Origin of the sequence: Nocardia sp. NPDC050710 (assembly GCF_040654375.1) — a bacterium.
In the GTDB taxonomy this organism is placed as follows: Bacteria; Actinomycetota; Actinomycetes; order Mycobacteriales; family Mycobacteriaceae; genus Nocardia.
This window is the reverse complement of sequence record NZ_JBFAHV010000006.1, coordinates 41,746-67,443: the sequence shown is the minus strand read 5'-3', so window position 1 is coordinate 67,443 and position 25,698 is coordinate 41,746. Positions and strand designations below refer to the sequence as shown.

The following is a 25,698-nucleotide window of genomic DNA, read 5'->3' as shown; positions in this document are numbered from 1 at the left end:
GCTTTGCGAACGCTGGGCGACCGCACGATTCCCTCCAGGGAATGGCGGATACCCACACGGTCGGATATCACTGATTCATGACAACAGTGGTCGAACCGACCGGTTTCGCCAGGCAGCTGAAGCACTGGCGGTCCCTGCGCCGGGTCAGCCAGCTCGATCTCGCGATCAGCGCGGATACCAGCCAGCGCTACCTGAGTTTCCTGGAGCAGGGCCGCTCTCGCCCCGGCCGCACCATGGTGGTGCGCCTGGCCGAATCGCTCGGACTGTCATTGCGGGAACGCAACGGCCTGCTGCTGTCCGCGGGCTACGCTCCGGTCTTCCCCGAATCTCAGCTGGACACCCCGGAATTGGCGCCCGTCAAGTTCGCACTGGAACGAATCCTGGACGGGCATATGCCCTATCCGGCGGTCGTGGTCCGCCCGTACGGGATTCTGGTCGCCGCCAACGCCGCCTTCGACCTCCTGACCGAGGACGCCGCCCTCGAACTGCTCGCACCGCCGGTCAATGTGCTGCGGCTGGCGCTACACCCCGAGGGCTTGGCCCGCCGAGTGGTCAATCTGCCCGAATGGGGCAGACACGTCACCGAATCCCTGCGCGGGCGCGCCTTGCGCAGCCCCGATCCCGACCTCGATGCTTTCATCGCCGAGCTGGAAAGCTATCTCCCCCAGGCCGTTCCGGGGCCCGACCATCTCGGTTTCGCCGTTCCGCTGCGCCTGCGCTCCCCCGAGGGCGAACTCCGGCTCATCACCACCATCACCTCATTCGCCACCGCTGTCGACATCACCCTGTCCGAACTCCACCTGGAAGCCTTCCTCCCCGGCGACGAACACACCGCGGAGATCCTGCGCCGCCGCGCCGAGCGGCGCTGACCAGCGTCGGAGGCTACCGGCGGCTGGCGCGGCGATAGCCGATCACGGCGGGCACGGCGAAGACCACGATCGCGCCGAGCGACCACATCGCGGTCATGGTGAGCGGACGCGCGAGCTGGCCGCCCAGCGACAGCGCCTTCATCGCGTCCACCGCCACCGACATCGGCTGATTGCGCACCACCGGTTGAATCCATTCGGGATAGGCGGCCAGCGGCACGAAGCCGGTGCTGAAGAACATCAGCAGCGAGCTCAGGATCGTAACCCCCTCCACCAGGGTCGCCTTCGCGCTGAAAACCGCGATGGCGGTCACCATGGTCGCGAAGGCCAGGCCGAACACCACCGGGATCACGATGAATACCAGGGCCGCGACCGGTCCCTGCTGGAAGCGGAAACCGAGTAGATGGCCGACGAACACCACGACCAGGGTTCCCACGAGGATGCGACAACCCTCGGCCAGAATGCGCGAGATCAGGCCGGAGGCGCGATGCACCGGCAGCACCCAGAACCGGGCCAGCAGACCCGCGTCGCGTTCGCGGCCGAGCATGACGCCGCTGGCCACCGCGCCGGAGAGAGCGCCGACGACGGCGACCATCGGGACCGAACCGTAGAGCGCGTTGGTGCCGACGAACTTCTCGATCTGCCCACCGATGACGATATCCAGCATGAGCAGCAGCAGACACGGGATGATCAGCGTCTCCAGCAGCGCGACCGGATTGCGCGACCAGCGCACCAGCAGCCGATTGGTCTGAATGGCGGTATGCCGCAGCAACGATATGGGCGCGGTTTCCCCGGCCGCGGACCTGATACGGATGTCCGACAGCACCATCATGCCCTCCTCGAACCCAGCCGGATGGCCAGCGGTAGGCACACCACGAAAATTCCGAGGGCCCACAGCAGCGGTGGCCCCATGAGTGACCAGGTCACCTCGCCCGCATTACCTTTCGTGTCACCGGCCAGTGCGCGCAGGGCGGCGACCCATTGGGAGATGGGCTGGTTGCGCACGAAAGGTTCGATCCAATCGGGGAATTGGCTCGCGGGCGCGAGACCGGTCGACAGCATGCCGAAGATGAGAGGTGGCAGCACCAACGCCTGGGTCGTCGCCTCCGGGCTCTTCGACGCGGTGCCGATCACGTCCGCGCCGAGTGTCAGCGCCACCCCGACCAGCAGGGAGAACAGGAGAAAACCCACGGTGTGCATGGCGTCGAGCCGGAAGCGGAAGCCGATGATGTGTCCGCACACCAGCGCAGCCGTCAACGAGATCAGCAAACGGAAGACATTGCCGGACATGCGCGCCCCCACCGGAACCAAGGCCCCGATGGGCATCGAGCCGAAGCGGCGATTCAAGCCCGCGACGGCATCGGTGGCGGATCGGAAGGCCGCGCCGATGGCGGCGAACGCGGCCGCCTGCAGAATCACGATCGGCATCATGAACTGCGCGTAGCTGCTGAACCCGTTGCCGGAGAACATCATCACCGTATTCAGCGGTATGTAGAAGCTGGCGGTGAAGGCGGCCGGAGCCAGGACCGAGGTGAGCACCTCGCCGGTCTTGACCGACGGCACGATCAGCCGGGAGGTGAGCACCCACCACTGCTGCACCCGGAACGGGGCGGCGCGGGTATCGGTCAACCACGCCCCGGCGGTCACGCGACGTCCTCCGCGGGCTCGGCGGCCGCCAAATGGCCGGTCAGCTGAAGGAATACATCGTCGAGCGAGGGGCGTCGCAGCGCGATATCGACCAGTTCGAGACCCGCGGTATCCAATCGGCGCAGCGCCTCGGCGAGCGTTTTGGCGCCGTCCGGGGCCGGGATCGCGATGCGATCCGAATCCGGGGTGACCGCAGCCCGATTCTCCTCGGGCAGTAGCGAACCGAGCGCGGTGGCGATGGCGGGGAGATCCTTCAGGTCCAGTGGCACCACCTCGCAGTAGCTGCCACCGGTTCGGGATTTCAGTTCGTCGGCGGTGCCCTCGGCGATCACGACGCCGTGGTCGATCACAATGATCCGGTCGCAGAGCGCGTCGGCCTCCTCGAGGTACTGCGTGGTCAGCAGGGTGGTGATGCCGTGTTTCCGGAAGCCGGAGACCAGATCCCACACCCCCTGCCTGCTGCGTGGGTCCAGACCGGTGGTCGGCTCGTCCAGGAACACCACATCCGGGCGGACCACCAGACCGCAGGCGATGTCTATACGTCTGCGCATACCGCCGGAGTAGGTGCCGACTCGGCGGCCCGCGGCGGCGAGCAGGTCGAATTCGGCGAGCAATTCATCGGCGCGGGCGCGGGCGGCATTCTTGCGCAGACCCATCAGCCTGCCGAACATCACGAGATTCTCGTAGCCGGTGAGCATATCGTCGAGTGCGGCGAACTGCCCGGTCAGCATGATGGAGCGGCGGACCGCGGCCGGATTGGCGACCACATCGTGTCCCGCGACCACCGCCCTGCCCTTATCCGGGGCGATCAGCGTGGACAGGATATTCACCGTGGTGGTCTTGCCCGCGCCGTTCGGGCCGAGGATGCCGAGCACCTCACCCTGCGTCGCCACGAAATCCACGCCGCGCAGGGCTCGTACCGCGCCGAAGGATTTCTCGACGCCCTCCACCACTACCCCGGTCTCAGCATGCCCGCCCGTCGCCCGGCCACCACCTCTCGAGGAATCGCTACGCGATACGACCATGATCTGCCTCCTGTGTCGGGCGGGAGCTCCGCGCCGTCAAATGCTCGTCCAGCACCCGCGCGATAATCGGCAACACGTGCGGTGCGGTCAGTTCGTCGTGGGTGACCTCGACGTCGAAATTGGTGATCTCCCCGGTGACGTACCGACGCCAGCCCTCCGGACCGAATATGTCCGAGCTGTCCACCGTGGCACTGAAATACAGCACGTCCCCGGGATAGACGGGCCGTCGATAGCCGGTCCTGGTGCGGGCCGAGGCGTTGTAGGAGCCCGCCATCCGCTCCAGGGTGTCGGCGTCGACGAGCGCCGCGCCGCCCATCCGCTCACGGATCAGATCGGCCGCCTCCTGCGCGGTGGCGTCGGCGGGTATGTCGTCGATGTCGAAGACCGAGCCGAAGGTGCTGACGAACGCACCCGCGGTGAGTCTTTCGATGCTGTCGCCGTCGATGTCGGCGGTATCGGCATCCAGCAGCGCGACCACACCCACCTCGGCGTCGTCCGCGGCCAGCCGGGTCGCGACGGCATGTGCGATCAGCCCGCCGAACGACCAGCCGAGCAGGTGGTACGGACCCTCCGGCTGGATGGCACGGATCTCGCGCACATACCGGTCCGCGAACTCCTCGATGCTGCGCATCGAGGGTTCCCGGCCGCTGAGATCCGGCGCTTGCAGACCGTAGATCGGGCGGCCGGGCGCGAGCGCGTCCGCGAATCCCAGGTAGGTCCACGACATTCCGGACGACGGGTGGATGCAGAACAGCGCGGGCTCGGTGCCGCCGGGACGGATCGGCAGCAGCACATCGAGTCCGAGCGCGCTGCCCGGCTGCGCCGCTGCCAGCGCCGCCTCGGCCATGGCCCGTTCCTCCTCGGCGCCGGCCGCCTGTGCCTCCGGCGTCTGCGCGAAATCGGCTGCCGCGGTGAGCGTCTCGACCCACAGCCGCGCCAGCTCGGCGATATCGGTGCGGTCGAGCAGGGTTTCGGGGTACCCGAAGCTCGCGTGCAGCCGGTCGCCGAGTACCACCGCGTTCACATCGATCTCCGATTGCACCGGCACATCCGGATATTCGGTCACGGGCAGATCGCCCAGCTCGTCGGTGGGCAACCAGCCGAGGCCCTCCAGTCCAGCGGGGATATCGCCGGTCGTGTACCGGCCCAGGTAGTTGAAGCTCAGCCGCCCCGGGAGACGGCGTGGAAGTCGCTGTGCCGTCTCGGCATTCAGGTAGCGCAACAGCCCGAATCCGATCCCCTTGTCCGGCACCGCGAGCAGCTGGTGTTTGGTGGTGCGGATGGCCGCGCCGAGATCGGCGCCGCCCGTGCGAGCCGCGTCGATGTCCAGGTCACCCAGGTCGATCCGAACCGGATAGATGGAGGTGAACCAGCCCACCGTGCGCGACAGATCCGCGCCGGGCACGACCTCCTGCTGGCGGCCATGCCCTTCGAGCCGGATCAGCACGCTGCCGGCCCGAGCGTCCGGGACTTCCACGGCCGAGTCCGAGATCGGCGCGGGCTCGCCGGTCCGATCCGCCCGCCACCGGAGCATCGCCAGAGCCAATGTGGCCAGCAGCGTGTCCTCCACGCCGCCGTGGAACAGGCCGGGCAATGTGGTGAGCAGTGCGGCGGTCACCTCCTCGGGCACCTCGACCTCGACCATGCGCACGGTATGCGCCTGGTCGACGGCCGGGTCGAGTTGACGCGCGCCGAGATGCGGGTCCGGCCCGTCGATCACCGCACGCCAGTATTCGAGTTCGGCGGTCCTGGTGTCGCGGTGCGCCTCCTCGGTCAGCGCATACGACCAGCGCCGCATCGACGTTCCGGTCTCGGCCAGCACCGGTGTCGCGCCCGTGGAAACCTGTGCCCACGCGGCCATGAAGTCCGGCACCAGAATTCGCCACGACACACCGTCGATGACCAGGTGATGCGCCACCACGATCAGGCGGCCGGCACGGCTGCGATCGCCCGCCTCGCCGACCGGGTCCAGCCAGATGAACTGCAAGACAGCGCCGTTCGCGGGATCCAACCGGTTCATGGCGGAATCCAGCTCGGTGACGGCGAATTCGCGCAGATCAACGGTGTCGGCGTCGGCGGCGAACTCGACCCGGCGCAGCAACGCCGAAACATCCACGGACCCGGGGGGCGCCACCTCCAACCGATGCACCCCCGCCGCCGTCCCGTCCGCGGACGCGCCACCATCGCCGAGCGGCTCCGTGCCCGTCGCATCCGCATCCTGCGCGGTCGTGCCCGGGTCGGTGACCGGGTGCCCGAGGTGATCCTCGAACAACCGCGCACGCAGCATGTCGTGCCGATCCACCACCGCGGTGATGGTGGCGACCAACTGCTCGCGCTGGATTCCCACGGGCAGTTCCAGCACCGCGGTCTGGGCGAAGCGGCGGTAGTCGCCGCCGCGTTCCAGCATGTACCGCACGATGGGCGGCAGGGGCAGCGCGCCGACGCCGCCGCCGGGCAACTCGTCGAGGGTGATGGCTTCGCCCGCGGCGTCCGCGGCCGCGGCGAGCGCGGCGACGGTGCGGTGTTCGAAGATCTGCAACGGGGTGACCGTCACATCCTGGAGGCGGGCCCGCGAAACCAGCTGGATCGCCAGGATGCTGTCACCGCCGAGCGCGAAGAACGAGTCGTTGACGCCGACCTTGTCGCGGCCGAGCAGTTCGGCGAAGACGCCCGCCAGGATCTCCTCGGTCGGGGTGCTCGGCGCGACGTACTCGGTCTCCTCATCGACGAATACCGGCTCCGGCAGCGCTTTCCGATCGAGCTTGCCGACCGCGTTGAGCGGAATCGCGTCGAGGACGACGATCGCGGCGGGCACCATATAGCCCGGCAGGGTTTCGGCGGCATAGGCGCGCAGTGCCGCGATGTCGAGTTCGGTCCCCGGTTCGTGCACGACGTACGCGGCCAGCGCGGTGGATCCGGCGGGGCCCCGAACACCCAGCGTCACCGCGAATTCCACGCCCTCGGCGCGGCCGAGTACGGCATCGATCTCGCCGAGTTCGATGCGTTGACCACGCACCTTGACCTGGAAATCGGTGCGGCCGATGTACTCCAGCCGCAGGCCCGCGGCCGTTCCCTCGGGACGGGTCCAGCGCACCAGGTCACCGGTGCGATACATCCGATCGCCGCTCGCACCATAGGGATTGGCCACGAAGCGGGTAGCGTCGAGATCAGGTCGCGCATGGTATCCGCGGGCCAGCGAGGGTCCCGCCAGATACAGTTCGCCCGCCACGCCGACCGGCACCGGGCGCAGCCGATCGTCGAGCACCAGCACCGCCGTGCCACGGATGGGGCCGCCGATGGTGACCGGTTCGCCCGGCGCGAGCGGGGCCGAACCCGTTGCCCAGATAGTCGATTCGGTCGGCCCGTACAGATTCACCATGGTCCGGCCGACCGCCCAGCGTTCCACCAGTTCCGCACCGACGGCCTCGCCCGCCACGGCCAATACCCGCACGCTGGAGACGCGCGCCGGGTCGACCGTGGCCAATGCGGAGGGCGTGATCACCATGTGGGTGACCCGCTCCGCGTCGATCAGCTCCGCGAGTGCGTCGCCACCGAAGACATCCGGCGGCGCGACCACCGCGGCGCCACCCGAGCCGAAGGCCATGATCGCCTCGAAGATCGAGGCGTCGAAACTCGGCGACGCGACCTGCAATACCCGGGAATGCTCGTCGAGATTCAGCGATTCCTGCTGTGCCGCGACCATATCCGCGATACCGCGATGCGATACCGAGACGCCCTTCGGTGTTCCGGTGGAACCGGAGGTGTAGATCATCCAGGCCGGGTGGTCGGGCCGGATGGGCGCGGGCAGATCGGTGGAACGCAGCGGCGCCGCCGAAGTCGCCCGCCATCGCGCGGTGAACTCCGCGTCGTCGAGCACCAGCCAGGTCACGGTGTCCGGCAGCTGGGCGCGATGCGCGGCCACGGTGAGACCGAGGACCGCACCGGAGTCGGTCAGCATATGTTCGATCCGATCCACCGGATGTTTCGGATCCACCGGCAGGAATGCCGCCCCGGCCTTCGCGGCCGCCCACACACCGGTGAGCAGTTCCGCGCCGCGGGTCATACCGAGCGTCACCACCGTCTCCGGGCCCGCGCCCGCCGCGATCAGCATGCGGGCCAGCTGATTCGACTGCGCGTCCAGTTCCCGGTAGTTCGTAGTGACGCCGTCGACCACGAGCGCGGGATGATCCGGATAGGCCGTCGCCGACTCCGCCAGCAACCATGGCAGCGGCACGGTTCCGGTACCGCGCGGGCCACGCACCGGAACGAGCGCCGCGCGCTCTCGCGGCTCGAGGATATCGATATCGGCGATCACCTGATCGGGGTCGGCGACCACCGCGGCGAGCACCCGCTGCCACCGCGCCGCGAAGGCCGCGATGGTGGCGGCGTCGAACAGATCCGTCGCGTAGGTGAGTACGCCCGCCAGCCCGGCGGGTTCCGTCCCCGACGAGTGTTCGCGCAGATCGAGGGTCAGATCGAACTGTGCCGCGTCACGGTCCAGATCCTCGACCTCGATGCGCAACCCGGGCAGCTCCAGCGTGGGTTCGACGAAGTTCTGCAAGGACAGCGACACCTGGAAGATCGGGTGGTGCGCGGTGGACCTGGCCGGGTTCAATACCTGGACCAGCCGCTCGAACGGCACATCGGCATTGGCGAACGCGTCCAGATCCGAGGTGCGCACCCGGGCGAGGAATTCGCGGAAGCCGGTATTCGGGTCGACCGGCGTGCGCAACGCCAAGGTGTTCACGAACATCCCGACCAGGCCGTCCAGCGCCGCCTCGCCGCGCCCGGCCACCGCCGTGCCGATGACCACGTCATCGGTACCACCGAGCCGGGCGAGCAGCACCGCGAGTGCGGCGTGCACCACCATGAACAGGCTGACATTGGCGTCGGCCGCCAAATCCACCACACCCCGGTGCAGCGCCGCGTCGACCGTGAAATCCAGATCGGCGCTACGCATGGACTGGATCGCGGGGCGTGGCCGGTCCGCGGGCAACTCCAGCAGATCCGGCGCACCGGTGAGCCGATCGGTCCAATGGCGAATCTGGCGCGCCGCGAGGGACTCCGGATCGCTCTCCTCGCCGAGCAGCTCACGATGCCATAGCGCGAAGTCCGCGTACTGTACGGGCAGCGGGGACAATTCGGCCTCGGCGCCGAAGGCATGGGCCGCGTAGGCGGTCATCAGGTCGGTGGCGAGCGGAGCCATCGACGCGCCGTCCGCGCTGATGTGATGGACCACGAGGACCACGACATGGACCGGCACGGAGCCGTTATCGGAGGGGGGCGCGCCGTGCACGCGGAACAGGCCGACGCGCATCGGCGGCTGGGTGGTGAGATCGAATCCGACCCCGGCCAGTTCGACGATCCGACTGCGCAGCGTCGCGGCATCTCCCGCGTCGACCACCCGCAGCACCGGCGCCGCCGCCTCGGCGCCGACCACCACCTGACGCGGGCCCTCGGCGTCGGCGGGGTACATGGTGCGCAGGCTCTCGTGCCGATCGACCACATCCGCGAGTGCCCGTCCCATGGCCTCGGTATCCAAATCGCCGGTGAGCCGCAGGGCCACGGCGATGTTGTACGCGGGTGAGGTCGGGTCGAGCTGGTTGAGCACCCACATGCGCTGCTGCGCGGGTGAGAGCGGGATGCGGTCGGGACGGATGCGCCGAGCCAGGCCGAAGCGGGCCCGCTCACCCGCCGCGGCCGGGACGATGCGGGCCGAGAGCTGGGCGACGGTCGGTGCGTCGAACAGATCGCGCAGCGCGATCATCGAACCGAGCGCCGCGTTGACCCGCGCGACCACCCTGGTCGCGCTCAGCGAGTTGCCACCCAGTTCGAAGAACGAGTGATCGACGCTGACCCGCTCGGTGCCGAGCACCTCGGCGAATACCTCGGCCACGGCCTGCTCGACCGGGGTACGCGGGGCCAGATAGCGCCGCTGGAAGCGTTCGAAGTCCGGTATCGGCAACGCCTTTCGATCCAGCTTGCCCACCGGGGTGAGCGGCACCTCGTCGAGCACGATGAGGTAGCCGGGGACCATATAGCCGGGCAGCGCCCCGGCGATGCGCACCCGCAGCCGCTCGGTGTCGAATTCCGTATCCGCGCCGACGGATTCGCGCCAGGCGTGCGTGGGCACCACATAGGAGACCAGCACCGTCTCCCCCGCCGGTCCCGGGCAGCCGATGGTCGCGGCGTATTCGACCTCGTCGTCGGCCGCGAGCACCGCGTCGATTTCGCCGAGCTCGATGCGCAGACCGCGGATCTTCACCTGGAAGTCGCTGCGCCCCAGATATTCCAGCTCAAGCGCGCGATCGTCCGATTCGACCCAGCGCACCATGTCACCTGTTCGGTACATCCGCTCGCCCGCGAGGCCATACGGGTTGGCGACGAAACGCCCCGCGGTCATCGCGAACCGGTTGAAGTAGCCGCGCGCGATGGCGGGCCCGGCCAGGTACAGCTCGCCCTCGACGCCCACCGGTACCGGGCGCAGCCAGCTGTCCAGCACCATGACCGCGGCGCCGCGGATCGGCCCGCCCATGGTGACCGGTTCGCCCGCACGCAGCTCGCCGGGGCCGGTCGCCCAGATGCTGAACTCCGTGGGGCCGTATAGGTTCACCATGCGCCTGCCCACCGACCAGTGCGCGATCAGTTCGGCACCGGCCGCCTCCCCCGCGACCGCGAGCACCCGAAGGTCGGTGAGGTCGGCGGGATCCATGGTGGCCAGCACCGACGGGGTGATCACCGCATGGGTGACCCGCTCGGTGCGCAACAGCCGCTCCAGCTCCGCGCCGCCGTAGACCTCCGGCGGCGACAGCACCAGCCTGCCGCCCGTGGCGTGCGCGGTCAGCAGTTCGAAGACCGATGCGTCGAAGCTCGGCGAGGCCACCTGTAGTGCGCGGGCGGTGGGATCGAGGGTCAACGAATCCCGCTGCTCGGTCACGAGATTGGCGATGCCCTGGTGACTCAGCAACACCGCCTTGGGTTTTCCGGTGGAGCCGGAGGTGTAGATCAGGTACGCGGTCTGATCCATCCGGATCGCGCCACCGCGTTCGGCATCGGTAATGGGCGCGTCGGAGACGGTCATCACCCGGCGGATGGTGTTGAGGTCGTCCAGCAGCAGCCAGTCGATGGTGCCGGGGAGGGTTTCGCCGGTGGCCCGGACCGTGACACCGATCGGCGCCTTGGAATCGGCGAGGATATGTTCGATTCGCTCCACCGGATAGTTCGGGTCCAGCGGCGCGAAGGCCGCACCGGTTTTGGCCAGCGCCCACACCGCGACCACCGATTCGATCGAGCGGGTCAGTGCGAGCACCACGAAGACTTCCGCGCCGATACCGCGGCGCAACAGCACCCGCGCGAACCGGTTCGACCAGGCATCCAGCTCGCGGTAGGTCATGCTGTCGGTTCCCGCGCTGACCGCGACGGCGTCGGGGTCGATCCGCGCGCCCGCGCTCAGCACATCGGGCAGCGTGCGCCGCGGCACCGATTCGCCACCGCGGACGGGCAGTAGGGCGGCACGTTCGGCGGGGTCGCAATGCTGCAACCGCGCCACCCCGAATTCCGGGTGCTCGGCGATCTGGGTGATCAGCAGGACGAATCGGTCCAGCAGTCGCTCGGCCTCCGCGACGGGCAGCTGATCGGACATGAATTTCACGGTGATGCGCAGCGTGTCGTGTTGTCCCGGCATCCCGTGCAGCGGAATCACCATGAGGTTCAACGGGTACGGGGTGGCATCGGTGCCCGAGACATCGAGAATGCGCATGCCCGCGATATCCATCGACTGCGACAGCGCCTCACGGTCGATCGGATACGACTCGAAAACCGTGAGGGTGTCGAACAATTCGGCCAGACCAACGGCCTGGTGGATCGCGGCGAGCCCGACATGCTGGTGATCGAGCAGGCGCGCCTGCTCGGCCTGCAACCGGGCCAGCAGATCGGCGACCCGCTCCGCGGGATCGAGTCGCACCCGCACCGGCAGCGTATTGATGAACAGCCCGACCATATCCTCGACGCCGGCCAGCTGCGGCGGCCTGCCGGAGACGGTGCCGCCGAACACCACATCGGTGCGTCCGGTCAGCATGGCGAGCAGCAGCGCCCACGCGGCCTGCACCGCGGTGTTCACCGTGGCGCCCGCCGCCCGGGTGGTCGTCTCCAACCGCTCGATCAGATCCGCGGGCAGATCCGCCGACACCATCCCCGATTCGGTCGAGTGGATATCGGCCAGGGTCGCGATGGCGCGCGTCGGGGCGTCGACACCCGCCAGCGCCTCGCGCCATACCGCGATCGCCGCGTCGGAACTGCCGAGTGCGCCCTGTGGCGTATCGCGGTTCTGGTCGGCGAGCCAGGCGAGGAAGTCCCGGTAGGACGGTGCGGGCGGCAGCACATCCGCGATCGCCGCGCCCGCCCCGGTCGCGACGTAGACGGTGAGCAACTCGCGCACCAGCAATGGGGTCGACCAGCCGTCGAGCACCAGGTGGTGGTTGGTCATCAGCAGCGTGTAGATCTCGGCATCGGTGCGGATCAGCTGGAGGCGCAGCAGCGGCGGCCGGGTGAGATCGAAGCGGCTGTTGGCATCGACCGCGATCAGGCGCTCCAGCTCACGCTCGCGCTCCTTCGGGTCCGCGATATGGGTGAGATCGAGCTCCTGCCATCGAACTTCGGCGTCGGCGAGTACCAGCTGGCGTGGACCCTCCTCGGTCTCCACGAAGGCGACCCGCAGATTGTCGTGCCGATCCACCAGAGCCTGTGCGGCCGCGTGCAATCGGGACGCGTTCACCCGGCCGGCGAGGGTCAGCTGGGTCTGCACGGTGTAGCCGTCCGCGGTATCGGTGTCGTACCAGGCGTGGAAGAGCAGGCCGTATTGCAGCGGCGACACCGGCCACACGTCGGCCAGATTCGGGTAGCTGCGCGCCCAGTCATCGATCTGGCGTTGTGTCACCGTGGCCAGGGGGAAGTCCGACGGCGTGTGGCCGCCCGCACCCGGGTCGGCGGCGTGTGCGGCCAGCGCTTCCAGTGCGGCGGTCCACAATTCGGCCAATTCGCTGACCTGGTCCGAATCGACAATGCCCGAGGCATAGGCCCAGGTGACCTCGAGTGCGGTCGCGCCCATGATGGCGTTGATATCGATGACCGCGGCCATGGGCGCCCGATCGTCCTGGGTGGACGCGAAACGCCGTGGCAGCCAATCCTCTTCGGTGCCGCCCGTCGCGCGGCCCAGGTAATTGAAGCTGATCTGCGGGATCGGTGCGTCGGCGAGCTCGGCCGCGCTCTCCGGGTCGAGGTAACGCAGCATGCCGTAGCCGACGCCGCGGTCCGGCACCGCCCGCAGCTGTTCCTTGGCCGCCTTGATCGCGGACCCGGCCGCGGGTCCGCCCGCGAATGCCTCGTCCAGGTCGATGCCGCCCAGGTCGATCGCGACGGGGTAGACGCTGGTGAACCAGCCGACCGTGCGGGCGACGTCGGCGCCGGGCAGCACCGATTCCTCGCGCCCGTGCCCCTCCAGCGTGAACAGCGCGCCGGTCCGGTCCCGCCAACGGCCGACCGCCATGGCCAGCGCGGCGAGCAGAATGTCATCGGCGCCGCAGTGGAATCGCTCCGGCACGACATCGAGTACGGTGCCCGCGATATCGGCCGGAATCGTGGTGCGCAGCTGCGCCATGGTGGCGACCACGTCGACGGCCGGATCCGCGGCGCGCTGTCCGATCGCCGGATCGGGCGTCGCCAGAATCCGTTGCCACAGCGGCAGTTCGGCGCGACGACCGGCCGCCTGCTCGGCTCCGGCATGTGCCCAGCGCCGGAACGAGGTGCCGACCGGCTCCAGGTCGCCGCCGAACCAGGCCGTGGCCAGATCGGGCAGCAGGATTCGCCAGGACACGCCATCGGTGACGAGGTGGTGCAGCACCAGCCACAGCAGCGCGCCCGAGCCGGGCGCGTCGGAGCTCGCCCCCGGATCGTCCGGATCCGGCTCGATCACCACGAACCGTGCGACAACACCACCGGCCGGGTCGAGCTCATCGGCCGCCCGCTGCAATGCGCGCTCGACGGCCTCCTCCCGCGCGGCAGCACCCGCGGTGACCACCTCGATCAGGTCGGCGGCATCGACCGAACCGCGCTCTCCGACAACCCATTCCCAGTCGCCATCGGGCCGACGCAGCGTGCTGCGCAACAGATCGTGGTGGTCGAGCAGGGTCTGGACCGCGCCGGTCAGCCGGATAGGGTCCACCCCGGCGGGCAGACCGATCAGCACCGCCTGGCTGTAGCGCTGCCAGGTTTCACCGTACTCGAGCATCGCGTGCACAATCGGCGTGAGCGCGATGGGACCGACACCGCCGCCGGGCAATTCGAGCACCGCGCTCTCGGCCGCATCGGTGGCGACGGCGGCCAGCGCGGCGACGGTTTTGCGTTCGAAGACGTCACGGGCGCTGAACCGCAGCCCGGCGGCGCGGGCGCGGGAGACCAGCTGGATGGAGACGATACTGTCGCCGCCGAGCGTGAAGAAGTTCTCGTCGACCCCGACCGCGTCCAGGCCGAGCACCTCGGCGAAGAGCGCGGCCAGCATCTCCTCACGGGGTGTCGAGGGTGCCCGGCGCTCGACAGCGCGGACGCCGAAATCCGGGGCGGGCAGGGCACGGCGGTCGACCTTGCCGACCGGGGTGAGCGGCAGGTGATCGAGCACCATGATCACCGAGGGCACCATATAGGCCGGAAGGTGCTCGCCGACAGCCGCCTTCAAAGCCTCCGGCTGCAATTCGGCATCCGATGCGGCCAGCACGTAGGCGACCAGCGCGGTAGCGCCGGACGGGGTGCTCGCGCCGATGGTGATCGCGAAATCGACACCGGGCTGCCGTTGTAGCGCGGCATCGATCTCGCCGAGTTCGATGCGGTAGCCGCGCACCTTCACCTGGAAATCGCTGCGGCCCGCGTAATCCAGTTCCAGCCTGCCGTCGCGACGGCACCAGCGCACCAGATCACCGGTGCGGTACAGCCGCTCGCCCGGCACATACGGATCGGCGACGAACCGGCTCGCGGTCAGACCGTTGCGCCGGTGGTAGCCGCGGGCCACGGCGGGGCCGCCGAGGTACAGTTCGCCCGCCGCCCCCGGCGCGACCGGCCGCAGCAAGGGGTCGAGTACCACCGCCCGCACCCCGCGGGTCAGACCGCCGATGGTGACCGGGCCGTCGGGTGTCAACGGCGCACTCATCGTGACGGTGATCGTGGTCTCGGTCGGCCCGTAGCCGTTCAGCAGCGTCCGGCCCGCCCACTTCGCGACCAGCTCCGGCGGACAGGCATCGCCGCCGACGATCACCGTGCGCAGTAGAGGCAGTGCGGCGGGATCCAGTGAATTCACCACGGCGGGGGTCACATTGAGCACCGTGACGCGGTGTTCGCTCAGCACCTGCGCCAGTTCCTCGCCCGCGTACGCCGACGGCGGCACCACCGCGACGGTCGCGCCCGCGGCGAACGCGACCAGCAATTCCTCTACCGAAATGTCGAAACTCGGCGAAACCGCGTGGGCCACCACCGAATCGGGCGAGACACCGAATGCCGCGCCCGAATTGTCGACCAGATTCGCCAGGCCGCGATGCGAGACCATGACACCTTTGGGCATGCCGGTCGATCCCGAGGTGTAGATGAGGTAGGCGATCTGGTCGAGGTGGACCGGTGCGGTGCGATCCGCATCGGTGACAGCGCGCGAATCCTGCGCGGCGACCCGATCGTTGGTATCGGGATCGTCGAGTGTCAGCCAGGTAACCCGGCCGGGCAGCGCATCCCGAGCCGCGGCCACGGTCAGTCCGGCCACCACACCGCTGTCGGTGACCATATATTCGATCCGGTCGGCCGGATAGCCGGGGTCGATCGGCACGAAGGCGGCGCCGGTCTTCGCGACCGCGCACATGGCCAATACCGAGTCGACCGAGCGCGGAATCGAAATCGCCACGCTCCGTTCGGGTCCGGCGCCCGCCGCGATGAGCACCCTGGCCAGCCGGTTGGTGTACTCGTCGACCTCGCGGTAGGTCAGCGCGCGCTCCCCCGCGCGGATCGCGACCGCGTCCGGATCCCGCGCCGCACCATCGGCGAGGATCTCCGGCAGGGTCCGCGGGCGCAGATCGGCGGTACCGCGCGCGGGCACCAATTCGGCTGCCTCGTCGTCGTACAGCACCGCGACGGTGGCCAGCGGCGCATCCGCCCCCGCGGCCAGGAAGCGATGCAGGAAGGCGAGGAATCTGCGGTGCTGTTTCGCGAGTTCGGTATCGCTGTAGAGATTCGGGTTGGCCTGGAAGTCGATGTGCGTACTCTCGGTGCCCGCACCGGGATACAGGTTGACGAACAGATCCTCGATCAACCCGGATGTCAGCACATGCATGCGCCCGACGACCGAGCCCAGCTGAATTCTGGTGTCCACCATCATCAAATTCACGGTCGGGCCGAACGAGACCGCCTCGTCCAGCGCCCAGCCCAGATCGCGGACGATATCCTCCTGGCGGTAGCGCTGCCGCCGCAGCGCCGAGGTCAATTCCCCGCGCGCCGCGTGAATGAGCTCGCCGACGGTCAGCGCGGAACCGAGAGTCAGCCGCAGCGGCACCACATTGGCGACCATGCCGCCCGAGCGACGCAGCGACGCCGTGGTCCGGCCCGAGACCGGCAAGCTCAGCGTCACCTCCGGCGAACCGGTCATCGCGCCCAGATAGGCGGCGAAGGCCGCGACCACCACGGGAGCGGCGGTGGAGTTCTCCGACTTCGCCAGCGCGTCCATCAGGTGCGCGGTAGCCGTCGGCAGCTCACCTTCGATGAGATTCGGGTGCGCGGTCACGTCGGCGGCCCGCCCGGCCAGGCTGACCGGTTCGGCCATACCCGCCAAACGTGCGCGCCAATGCTCTCCATCGGCCTTGAACCGATCCGAACCGCGGTAGGCCACATCCGCGTCGATGATCTTGCGCAGATCCTCGGCCTTACCCGGCGGTTCCGGGCGACCTTCGATCGCCGCGTTGTACAGCTCCGCGATGCGCTGCAAGAAGGTCATCGCGCCGTAACCGTCCAGCACGATGTGATGGATGCGCTGGTACCAGAACCAATGCTCGTCGCCGATCCGCAGCACACTCATCAACCCGAGCCGATCCCGCAGCAGATCCAGCGGTGCGGAATACTCCGCGCGCATCCACCGGTGCGCGGCGGCCACCGGGTCGTCCTCCCCGCGGAAGTCCAGCACCACCATGTCGTCGACGATTGTGGGATCGACCGTCTGGTAGGGGACGCCGTCGATCTCGATCAGCCGCAGATATCCGGTGCCGAATTCGCGACCGGCCCGGCGCACGGCCGCGGCCGCCACCTCCAGGTCGATATGACCGATGAGTTCGGTGTACTGGGCGATGGAAATCGGAGTTTCACCGGCGAAATGCTGGGCGAACCAGATTCCGCGCTGGGCTGCGGAGAGGGGAAAGACATCGGCGGGCAACGTATTGCCCGCCCCGACCGGCGAAGGGGATCGCTGTGGCATAGATGGTTCCTGGGTAGTCAGGAGATAGCCGGTGAGGACAAGTCGGTATGCGCGCCGCACCCAGGTCGGGCGAGCGCGCTGTCGGCCGCAAAAAACCCGCTCGATCGGATGCGAACGAGCCTTTCGGCGGGCAATTCGACCAGCGTGCGCACGTGTTTCTTCCCCTCGGAAGTCTATCTCTCGGCGGTGCTTCGATATCTTGGAATTCGGTTGCCGAGGTGGGATACCGGTACCGGTGCGGTCGGCCCGCGAAAAAGACCGGGAGTCCGGAATTTCGCGACAAATTCGTCGGTGGACTCCCGGTCGGTATTCCGGGGCTAATGGCAGCCGGTGACCCGGATCCCGGGTGATGCGTCAGGCCGCCTGAGATGTCGGATAGCGATCTTCGTCGGTGATCGGGGCATCCGAACCGGTCATGTAGCGCACCAGTGTCGAGCGATCGTCCAGCACCAGCCAGCTGACGGAATCGGCGAGGTCGGCGCGAACGGCCTTGGTGGTCACCCCGAGGCCGATGGCGGAATCGGCGACCCCGGCGGCCACCGGAGTGGCGCCGGTCTTGGCGATGGCCCAGCGGGTCACGGCCGCCTCGATGGCGGGCTCGACAGCCATGATGACCTGGGAGCAGGGGCCCGCGCCGAGTCCGAGCAGCACCCGGGCCAGCCGGTTGGACCAACGATCCAGCTCGCCGTAGGTGAGATCACAATCCGCGGTGGACACCGCGATGGCCGCCGGATCCACGGTCCCGACCGATGCGAGCGCGGCGGCGCGGGTCTGAGCGGACGTTGCGGGTGATTCGGCCATCGCGTACATATCCTGATCCCTCCAGGGTCATCGTGGCGATTTCGGTATGCCTCTAATCTCCTCGCCGGACGCCCTGCTCGACAGCAACCCCAGTGCTGCCTCCCACCCCTCCGAGGGTGAAGAAATCCCCACCTTGGGAGCGCATTTATCAGGCCGCCGGTCGCGCCGCCCGCGCGACCGGCGGCCGTCTCTCACGCGGCGACCGGTTCGGACTGCACCGGTGCGTCCCAGTCGATGCGGTACCGCTGTTCGTGGCCCACGGTCTTCTCCGGATTCATCACCGTTCGGGACAGCAGCGGCATCATCAGCATCATCATCTTGCGGGCCACCGGGCCGGGCGTCTTGCTGTGATTGATCTTCGCGGCCCGCTTGGCCACGCCCTCCACCCGCGACCGGCGCAGGCCCTCATATGCGGCGAATGCCGACTGTGGGGTGGGCAGGTCCCGCAGGCAGCGCGCCAACTGGACCGCGCTCTCGACAGCCAGCGACGCCCCCTGCCCGGAGCTGTTGGACGGCGCGTGCACCGAATCGCCCACCAGCACCATCCGGCCGCGGGACCACTGCCGCACCGGCGGCATGATGTGCAGTGCGCCGACGATCTGCAGGTCTTCGGCAGTGGTGCGGCGGACCAGTTCGCCGCCCGGCACGTCCTCGCCGTAGGTCTCGCGCATGATGCGCAGCCAGTGCTCGGCCGGGACGGTCCGCGCCTCGGTCAGCGACAGATATTGCTTGTGCGGCAGATTCGCGCCCCACGCGATCCGGCCGTCGGCCTGCCGCCAGTACAGGTAGTAGGCGCGTTTGCCGAACGCGAAGGTCATTGTGTCGGGCTCGATCTCGGCATCGCATTCGGTGAGCGCGCCGAAGCCGAGCATGCCGGTGTAGTCCGGGCCCGGCGCCTGCGGATCGATCAGCCCGCGCACCGTCGAACGGATACCGTCCGCGCCGATGAGCACGTCGGCGGTGGCGGTACTGCCGTCGGCGAACAGCGCCGTAATGCCCGAGGCGCTCTCCTCGACATCGACCAGCCGCTTGTTGTATTCGAACGGGACACCCGCCGCCACCGCGTGATCGTGCAGGGTCACAGACAGTTCGGCACGATCGACCACCTGCAATGGCGGCATATCGGCCAGCCCGGGCACCGACATGGACTTGCCGTTGACGGACAGGCACATCTTCGAGACCGGCAGCGCGATACCGCGCACCGGGTCACCCGCATCGATGATGTCAAGGGCGGCAAGGCCGTTCGGCGCGAGCGCGAGTCCGCTGCCGATACCGTGGGACGGCGCGGGATAGGCCTCGTAGACGCGGGCATCGATGCCCGCCTTCAGCAGGGCCGTGGCGGTGACGGGTCCGGCGATGCCGCCGCCGATGACGAGTGCGGTACGTGTGGTGGACATGAGGTATCTCCAAAAGTGGTTCGGTGAGTTACCCGAACCGTCCCGCGCACCACCCGGTTATCCTGTGGTTGCCAGCCTCGTGGCCGGGTGCGCGCATGCGGGCACGGTTCGAGACGGTTGAATCGGGCTCGGCGGCGGTGTTGCCGCACCCCGCCGGGCCTGTGTCTCGTCACCCCGGCGCACTGCCGGGGTGGGCTCGTTGTCCCGGCGAAGGCCGGGATCCGGAGCACGGTCTATTCCGCTATTCCGGGGCCATCCCCCTTTCGACCATGTCGACGATTTCGGACGGCTCGATGCCCTCCGCATGCATCCGCCGCCAGAACCCGAGGTCGGGAAAGGTGCCCGAGACCAGTTCGTCGCGCCAGGAGCGCGCCCAGGCCGCCTCGGCTTCCGACATCGCGACCCCGTATTCGGTCTCGATCACGAACAGCCGGGGCAGTTTCTGCTTCCGCAGCGTCGCCAACTCCGCGCGCATACTCGTGATGTTCTGCTCCAGCGCGGCGATCCTGGTGCCGAGCAGGGCGATCACCTCATCCGGGGGCAGCACGCCGCTCACCCCGAGTCCGGCGGTGAAGCGGTTGAGTTCGGGTTCCGGAGAGGCGATCAATTCCCTTGTCCAGTCCGCCATTTCGTCGCGGCCCGCCTCGGTGATCCGATAGATGACCCGCTCCGGGCGGGCGCCGTCGCGCTCGCTGCCGACCATCTCCAGGAATCCGGCCTTCTCCATGTTCTGCACGACGGTGTAGAGCGAGCCCCATTTGATGTCCATATCGCGGTCCTTGCCGCGTTCCCGCAGCTTCGACGCGATCTCGTAGCGGTGCATCGGCCCTTCGATGATCACCGAGAGCACCGCGAGCGCGAGCAGGTTGTTGACCTTGCGCTTCGTGGCCATCGCACCTCCTTACTCGTCTACGAATATACGTACACGAGTATATCCGCGCAAGGGTCGCGCCCCGATCCGGGCGTGGCGGCCGGGCAAGGTTCCGATCACACAGGCCAGCGACACGACAGCGAACCGACCCGCGCTCAGCGGGAACGGACGGCGTAGTCCGCGAGCGCGGGCGCCAGGGCATCGAAGGCGACCTCGATATAGCCGGTGAGCGCCGCGGCGATCTCGTCGTTGGACTGCCCGTTCAGGGTGCGCCGCATGGTCTCCTCGAAGAGAATCCGATGCACCCCGCCCAGTTGGGCCGCCGCCACCCGGGGCGCGATATCGGCGGGCGCCGCGCCGGTTTCGTCGGCGAGGACCCGGGCCAGCGCCGCCTCGCGCTCCTCGTGGAACTCCCGCAGCCGGGCGACCAGCGCCGGACTGTCGGCGACCATCTTCGCGAATTCCGGCCCGGAGAATCCGACGACGGGATCCCGCTCGGCCGCGGCGGCCAGGTATGTGCGCCGCAGGGCGCCCAGCGCCGACTCCCCCGGCTCCCGCTCGCGCACGGTGCGCGCGAGCTGCTCGACGAAGACCTCCCCCAGATCGAGCGCGAGGTCCTCTTTGCGCGGGAAGTAGTTGGTCACCGTCATCTTGGCGACGTCGGCGGCCGCGGCCACCTCGGCGATCGTCACCTTGTCGAACCCGCGTCGCAGGAACAGCAGCGTCGCTTGGTGCGAGATGTTGTCCCTGGTCTGCTGCTTTTTCCGGGCCCGGAGTCCCTGATCGCGACCGGTCTGTCCACTCATGCGGACGACCTTACCTGAACTCGTCATAATTTTATTCTTGACATATTTTTATGTTTGATCTAATTTTGTCTTCGTCGCCGGAAACGGCACGGACGCACCACCGAAGGAGCACCCCCGCGCATGACATACGGCCCGGACACCGCAGCCCCGACCAGCACCACCCAGATCATCCGAAAGGGAGCAGCCCCCATGGCCGAATTCACCACCCTCGATCAGGCGATCCGACAGCTGCGGGAGACGCCGCCGGTCGCGGTCACCGCGGTCCCCGAACCGGGTCGATCACACAGCGGATCCCACGGCACGGCAACAGAATTCCCGCGCGCGTCCGCCCGCCGCAACCAGCACGGCGCGAGCGTGCGCGGCGCGCAGAGCCACCGCGCACAGCCGCGCCGCCCGCTCCGGATCCCCGGTCGCTGATCACGAGCGGGGCCGCAGACGAATCCGCCCGCACCCCGACTCCCGGACCGGCCACTCGGGACCACCGCAACGCCCTCGCCGCGCGCGGACCCGAGCCGCCCCGCCGACGATCCATCCGAGCCGCAGGCGAATTCCCCCCGCCGCCCGGATCGGGTCGGCCGCCACCCGAGATCCACTCGTCGGAAGGACTACTTCGTGACCCAGCCCTGCACCGCCCGCCCCGCCCGCGCGACCCTCGGCGCGATCAGCGACGACCCGGTCAAGGACTATCTGCGCCGGATCGGACGTACCCCACTGCTCACCGCCGCTCAGGAGGTCGCGCTGGCCGAGCGCATCGAGGCCGGTACCCACGCACAGCAGTGCCTCGACGAAAGCGCCGCCGCGAGAAGTGAACTCACCACCGCGCAGCACCGCGAACTGTCCCGCACCGTCGCCGACGGCCTGCGCGCCAAGGAACATATGATCGAGGCGAATCTGCGGCTGGTGGTCTCCATCGCCAAGCGGTACCCGACGCCGACCGGCATCTCCCTGCTGGATCTGGTGCAGGAAGGCACCTTCGGCCTGGTCCGTGCCGTGGAGAAGTTCGAATACCGCCGCGGACTGAAGCTTTCGACCTACGCGACCTGGTGGATCCGGCAGGCGATCGGGCGCGCGCTGGCCGATCAGGCTCGCACCATCCGCATTCCGGTACACGTGGTGGAAATCCTCAACCGGATCACCCGCACCCAGCGCACGCTGTCACAGGGGCTCGGCCGCGAGGCGACCCCGGAGGAGGTGGCGGCCGAACTCGATCTGCCGGTAGCCCAGGTCCAGGAGATCACCCGCCATGGGCGCGAACCGATTTCATTGCACACCCCGGTGGGCGACGACGAGACCGAACTCGGTGGCCTCATCGCCGACAGCGCACCCGACCCCGCCGACCTGGTGGCCGCGGGCATGCTGCGTGGCACGCTCGACGCGGTGCTGGCCACCCTCACCGAGCGGGAGCGGGAGGTGGTGCTGCTGCGCTTCGGCTTGGATCGCGGCGAGCCGCGCACCCTGGAACAGGTCGGCACGGCCATGGGCGTATCCCGGGAACGCATCCGTCAGTTGGAGGCGAAGGCCATGACCAAGCTGCGGCGTCCCGCACACACGCGGGCACTGGCCGGAATGTTGGGCTAGCGCGATATTCCGGTGCCGGTCACGGGTTTTCGACCAGCGCGACCGCCACCGGAACCAGCAGTTCCACCAGCGCGTCCACCGGCGGCCGCGGATCGGCGAGCAACCATTCCTGGGTGAGACCGTTGATCGCGCCGATCAGCGCGCTCGCGGCCAGACCCGGTTCGCCGCGGATGCGCCCGCCCGGCACCACCATCGGCACCACGGTCGTTTCGAGCACCGCGGCCCACGCGTGCCTGCGGGCGCGGCGATGCCGTTCCATACGCTCGCTCACCCCGACCACCTCGATGAACGCGACTTTGGCCCGGTAGGGATCGGAACCGATCGAGCCGACGTAGGCGGTGAGGATCGCGTGCATCCCGGCGGCGGGGTCGAGGCGCGGATCGAGAGTGCGCAATGCGGCCACCACCGCGGCGGCGGCTTCGTCCTGGATCCGGTCGTAGGCCGCGACGAGGACGTCTTCCCTGGTCTCGAACTCCTCGTAGAACTGCCGCTTGGAGAGTCCGGCGGCGGCGCAGACGTCGGCCAGTGAGCAGTCGGTGTAGCCGCGCTCGGCGAAAATCCGAGTCGCCGCCTCCAGGAATCGGAGCCGGCGTTCGGCCTTGCGTTCCGTGACGGCACGTCCGCCGTACTGCCTGCCCACGATTGTCACCCCACACACGGTATCGGAGCCGATCCGGCCGCGACCGCCAGGAACCAGCGCGTTCGCGGTATCGGCGGGAAGTTGTGATCGAGGTCATTCGCGGTGCATACTCGGCAGTATTCTGAAACCATGCGGGCTCACTATGACGTGACCCGCGGAACAATGAGGTTCATCGTGGGAAAGCACGCATCGAAGCTGCTCGCCGCACTGGCCGTGGCGGCGGCCGGGCTACCGTTCGTCCTCGCGGGATCCGCGGCCGCGGATCCGCCGCCCAGCGACCCGCCGGTCCAGCCGGCACTGCCCTTCCCGATCCCGCCGATGCCACCCGGATTCGACCCCGGCTTCTACCGCCCGGCCGCGGAGAAGTTCACCGAACTGGAGCCCGGCCAGCTGATCGCCGCCCGCCAGGTGAATCTGGCGAATCTCTCGCTCATCCCGGTGAATGTGGACGCCTGGCAGCTGTCCTATCGCTCGACCAACACCCGCGGCGAACCCATCCCCGCTGTCGCCACGGTGATCAAGCCGCGCGGCTACGTCCCGGACCGCCCGCTGTTCTCGTATCAGATCGCCGAGGATTCGACCGGCAACTACTGCATGCCCTCGTATCAGCTGCAGCTGGGCTCCATCCCGGCGACCATCACCGGCTCGTTGCTGGTCGCGGGCCAATTCCTCGAGGTGCAGGCGGCGCTCGCACAGGGCTGGGCCGTGGTGGTGCCCGACCACCAGGGCCCCGATTCGGCGTATGCCGCGGGCCCGCTCGCGGGCCGGATCACGCTGGACGGCATCCGCGCGGCGGAGAACTTCGCGCCGATGCAATTGTCAGGGACACAGACCAGGGTCGGTCTGATGGGCTATTCCGGCGGCGCCATCGCCACCGGCCACGCCGCCGAACTCCAGCGGAGCTACGCGCCCGAACTGAATGTGGTCGGCGCCGCGGAGGGCGGCATCCCGGCCGACCTGGGGGCCGCGCTGAAGCTGGCCAACGGGAATCTGTCCTCGGGCCTGATCATGGCGGGCGTGCTCGGCGTATCCCGCGAATACCCGGCATTGCGGGAGTTCCTGGACCGCAACATGAATCCGCTCGGCCGCTTCATGCTGACGGCCAAGGACCAGTTGTGCGCGGCCTACCAGTCGGCGCTGTTCCCGTTCGGCAATAACCTGGGCATGCTGAACGTTGACCCGTTCCGCGATCCCGCCGTCATCGACACGCTGGCGAAAACCCGTATGGGACAGCAGGTTCCGAGCATGCCGATGTATATGTTCCAGGCGAATATGGACTGGCTGATCCCGGTCGGCCCGGTCGATACCCTGGTGGACACCTATTGCGCGGACCCGAATGCCCGCGTCGAGTACATCCGCGATCACCTCAGCGAGCACCTCACCCTCGATCCCATCGGCGCACCGAACGCGCTGCTGTGGATGCGGGACCGGTTCGAGGGCGTCCCGGTGGCGGCGGGTTGCTCGACCACCGACGTCGGGTCGATGATGCTCGACGCGAATACCTGGACGACCTGGGGCGAGGTCGTCGGTGTCACCATCGCGGCCGCCTTCCAGCAGCCGATCGGCGCCGGACGCTGACGGCTCCGCGATCGCCGGGCCGCGGTTCCACGGAATCGCGGCCCGGCGGCGTATTGTCTGAGTCGATTTCCATCCGACCGCACTTCCCCCGGAACTTACTCCAGAGTAAGGTTGGCTCATGGCGTGGAAACCAACTGAGATCCCGGACCAGACCGGGCGCACCTTTGTGATCACCGGTGCGAACGGCGGCCTCGGCGCCGAAACCACCAAGGTCCTGGCGGCCAAGGGCGCCACCGTGATCATGGCCTGCCGCAACGCCACCAAGGCACAGCAGGTCGCCGACGCGATCCCCGGCGATGTCCGAACGGCCTCGCTCGACCTGTCGGACCTGGCCTCGGTGCGCGCGTTCGCCGACAAGACCGACGAATTCGATGTGCTGATCAACAACGCAGGGCTGATGAACACCCCGTTCTCCCGCACCAAGGACGGCTTCGAAACCCAGTTCGGCGTCAACCATCTCGGCCATTTCGCACTGACCGGGCTCCTGCTCGACCGCATCAGCGACCGGGTGGTGACGCTGGCCAGCATCGCCCACAAGCAGACCCCGAAGCTGTGGATCGACGACCTCAACTACGAGAACCGCCGCTACCAGCGCAATCTGGCCTACGCGCAGGCGAAACTGTCGAATCTGATGTTCGCCAGGGAACTCCAGCGCAGGCTGGCCGAATCCGGTTCCGGCAAACGCTCGTACGCCGTGCACCCCGGTGTCTCGGCCACCGATCTCTTCGCACATACCGAAACCCCGCTGGACCGGATCAGCAAGCCGTTCATCCGGCTCATCGGACACGCACCGGCGAAGGCCGCGCACTCCACCCTGTTCGCCGCGACCATGCCCAAGGCCGATCCCGAAACCTATTGGGGTCCCACGCGTCTGATGCAGAGCCAGGGACCGGTGCAGGCGTCGCCGTCGAGCAGGCTCTCACGGAACCAGGAATTGTGGCGGCGACTGTGGGACGAGTCGGAGCGGATGACCGGGGTCACCTACAAGTTCTGACGC

Annotated in this window: 14 protein-coding genes; 5 read left to right on the top strand and 9 right to left on the bottom strand. The window is 68.5% G+C overall.

Translation table 11 applies throughout. The features are described from left to right. Window positions 1-77: 77 nt before the first annotated feature. The gene (locus tag AB0H61_RS13865; protein ID WP_357303355.1) at window positions 78-869 is read left to right on the top strand and encodes a helix-turn-helix transcriptional regulator; all 792 of its coding nucleotides are present in this window, start codon (window positions 78-80) and stop codon (window positions 867-869) included. Between the two features lie 13 nt (window positions 870-882). On the opposite strand, the gene AB0H61_RS13860 is transcribed toward AB0H61_RS13865, so the two are convergent. The 8 genes from AB0H61_RS13860 to AB0H61_RS13825 form a co-directional block, all read right to left on the bottom strand. Then, on the bottom strand, window positions 883-1,695 hold the full coding sequence (locus AB0H61_RS13860) for an ABC transporter permease (protein WP_357303352.1): 813 nt from the start codon (window positions 1,693-1,695) through the stop codon (window positions 883-885). Further along, window positions 1,695-2,513, bottom strand: a complete 819-nt coding sequence (locus AB0H61_RS13855) for an ABC transporter permease (RefSeq protein WP_357303350.1) — start codon at window positions 2,511-2,513, stop codon at window positions 1,695-1,697. The genes AB0H61_RS13860 and AB0H61_RS13855 overlap by 1 nt, the downstream gene beginning before the upstream one ends. Further along, on the bottom strand, window positions 2,510-3,538 hold the full coding sequence (locus AB0H61_RS13850; protein WP_357303348.1) for an ATP-binding cassette domain-containing protein: 1,029 nt from the start codon (window positions 3,536-3,538) through the stop codon (window positions 2,510-2,512). The genes AB0H61_RS13855 and AB0H61_RS13850 overlap by 4 nt, the downstream gene beginning before the upstream one ends. Then, window positions 3,522-17,030: an amino acid adenylation domain-containing protein gene (locus AB0H61_RS13845; RefSeq protein WP_357303345.1), complete on the bottom strand. Its 13,509-nt coding sequence runs from the start codon at window positions 17,028-17,030 to the stop codon at window positions 3,522-3,524. The genes AB0H61_RS13850 and AB0H61_RS13845 overlap by 17 nt, the downstream gene beginning before the upstream one ends. Window positions 17,031-17,384: 354 nt before the next feature. Beyond that, window positions 17,385-17,831 (bottom strand): AMP-binding protein, encoded by a 447-nt coding sequence (locus AB0H61_RS13840; RefSeq protein ID WP_357303342.1) that lies wholly within the window; start codon window positions 17,829-17,831, stop codon window positions 17,385-17,387. Between the two features lie 191 nt (window positions 17,832-18,022). Next, window positions 18,023-19,228, bottom strand: a complete 1,206-nt coding sequence (locus AB0H61_RS13835) for an FAD-dependent monooxygenase (RefSeq protein WP_357303340.1) — start codon at window positions 19,226-19,228, stop codon at window positions 18,023-18,025. 241 nt (window positions 19,229-19,469) lie between these two features. Continuing rightward, complete coding sequence (locus AB0H61_RS13830) at window positions 19,470-20,120, bottom strand: PadR family transcriptional regulator (protein ID WP_357303337.1); 651 nt, start codon at window positions 20,118-20,120, stop codon at window positions 19,470-19,472. Between the two features lie 134 nt (window positions 20,121-20,254). Continuing rightward, the gene (locus AB0H61_RS13825; protein WP_357303335.1) at window positions 20,255-20,905 is read right to left on the bottom strand and encodes a TetR family transcriptional regulator; all 651 of its coding nucleotides are present in this window, start codon (window positions 20,903-20,905) and stop codon (window positions 20,255-20,257) included. 120 nt (window positions 20,906-21,025) lie between these two features. Between AB0H61_RS13825 and AB0H61_RS13820 the strand changes: the two genes are divergently transcribed. Further along, window positions 21,026-21,322, top strand: a complete 297-nt coding sequence (locus AB0H61_RS13820; RefSeq protein ID WP_357303333.1) for a hypothetical protein — start codon at window positions 21,026-21,028, stop codon at window positions 21,320-21,322. A gap of 195 nt (window positions 21,323-21,517) precedes the next feature. Next, window positions 21,518-22,483 (top strand): sigma-70 family RNA polymerase sigma factor, encoded by a 966-nt coding sequence (locus tag AB0H61_RS13815; protein ID WP_357303332.1) that lies wholly within the window; start codon window positions 21,518-21,520, stop codon window positions 22,481-22,483. Between the two features lie 19 nt (window positions 22,484-22,502). On the opposite strand, the gene AB0H61_RS13810 is transcribed toward AB0H61_RS13815, so the two are convergent. Beyond that, window positions 22,503-23,132, bottom strand: a complete 630-nt coding sequence (locus AB0H61_RS13810) for a TetR/AcrR family transcriptional regulator (protein ID WP_357303330.1) — start codon at window positions 23,130-23,132, stop codon at window positions 22,503-22,505. A gap of 165 nt (window positions 23,133-23,297) precedes the next feature. Here AB0H61_RS13810 and AB0H61_RS13805 point away from each other — a divergent pair, with 165 nt between their 5' ends. Further along, window positions 23,298-24,701 carry a lipase family protein gene (locus tag AB0H61_RS13805; RefSeq protein ID WP_357303329.1) on the top strand — a complete coding sequence of 468 codons (1,404 nt, stop codon included), beginning with the start codon at window positions 23,298-23,300 and terminating at the stop codon, window positions 24,699-24,701. A 118-nt stretch (window positions 24,702-24,819) separates the two neighbouring features. Then, window positions 24,820-25,695 carry an oxidoreductase gene (locus AB0H61_RS13800; RefSeq protein ID WP_357303327.1) on the top strand — a complete coding sequence of 292 codons (876 nt, stop codon included), beginning with the start codon at window positions 24,820-24,822 and terminating at the stop codon, window positions 25,693-25,695. The last annotated feature ends 3 nt before the right edge of the window (window positions 25,696-25,698 follow it).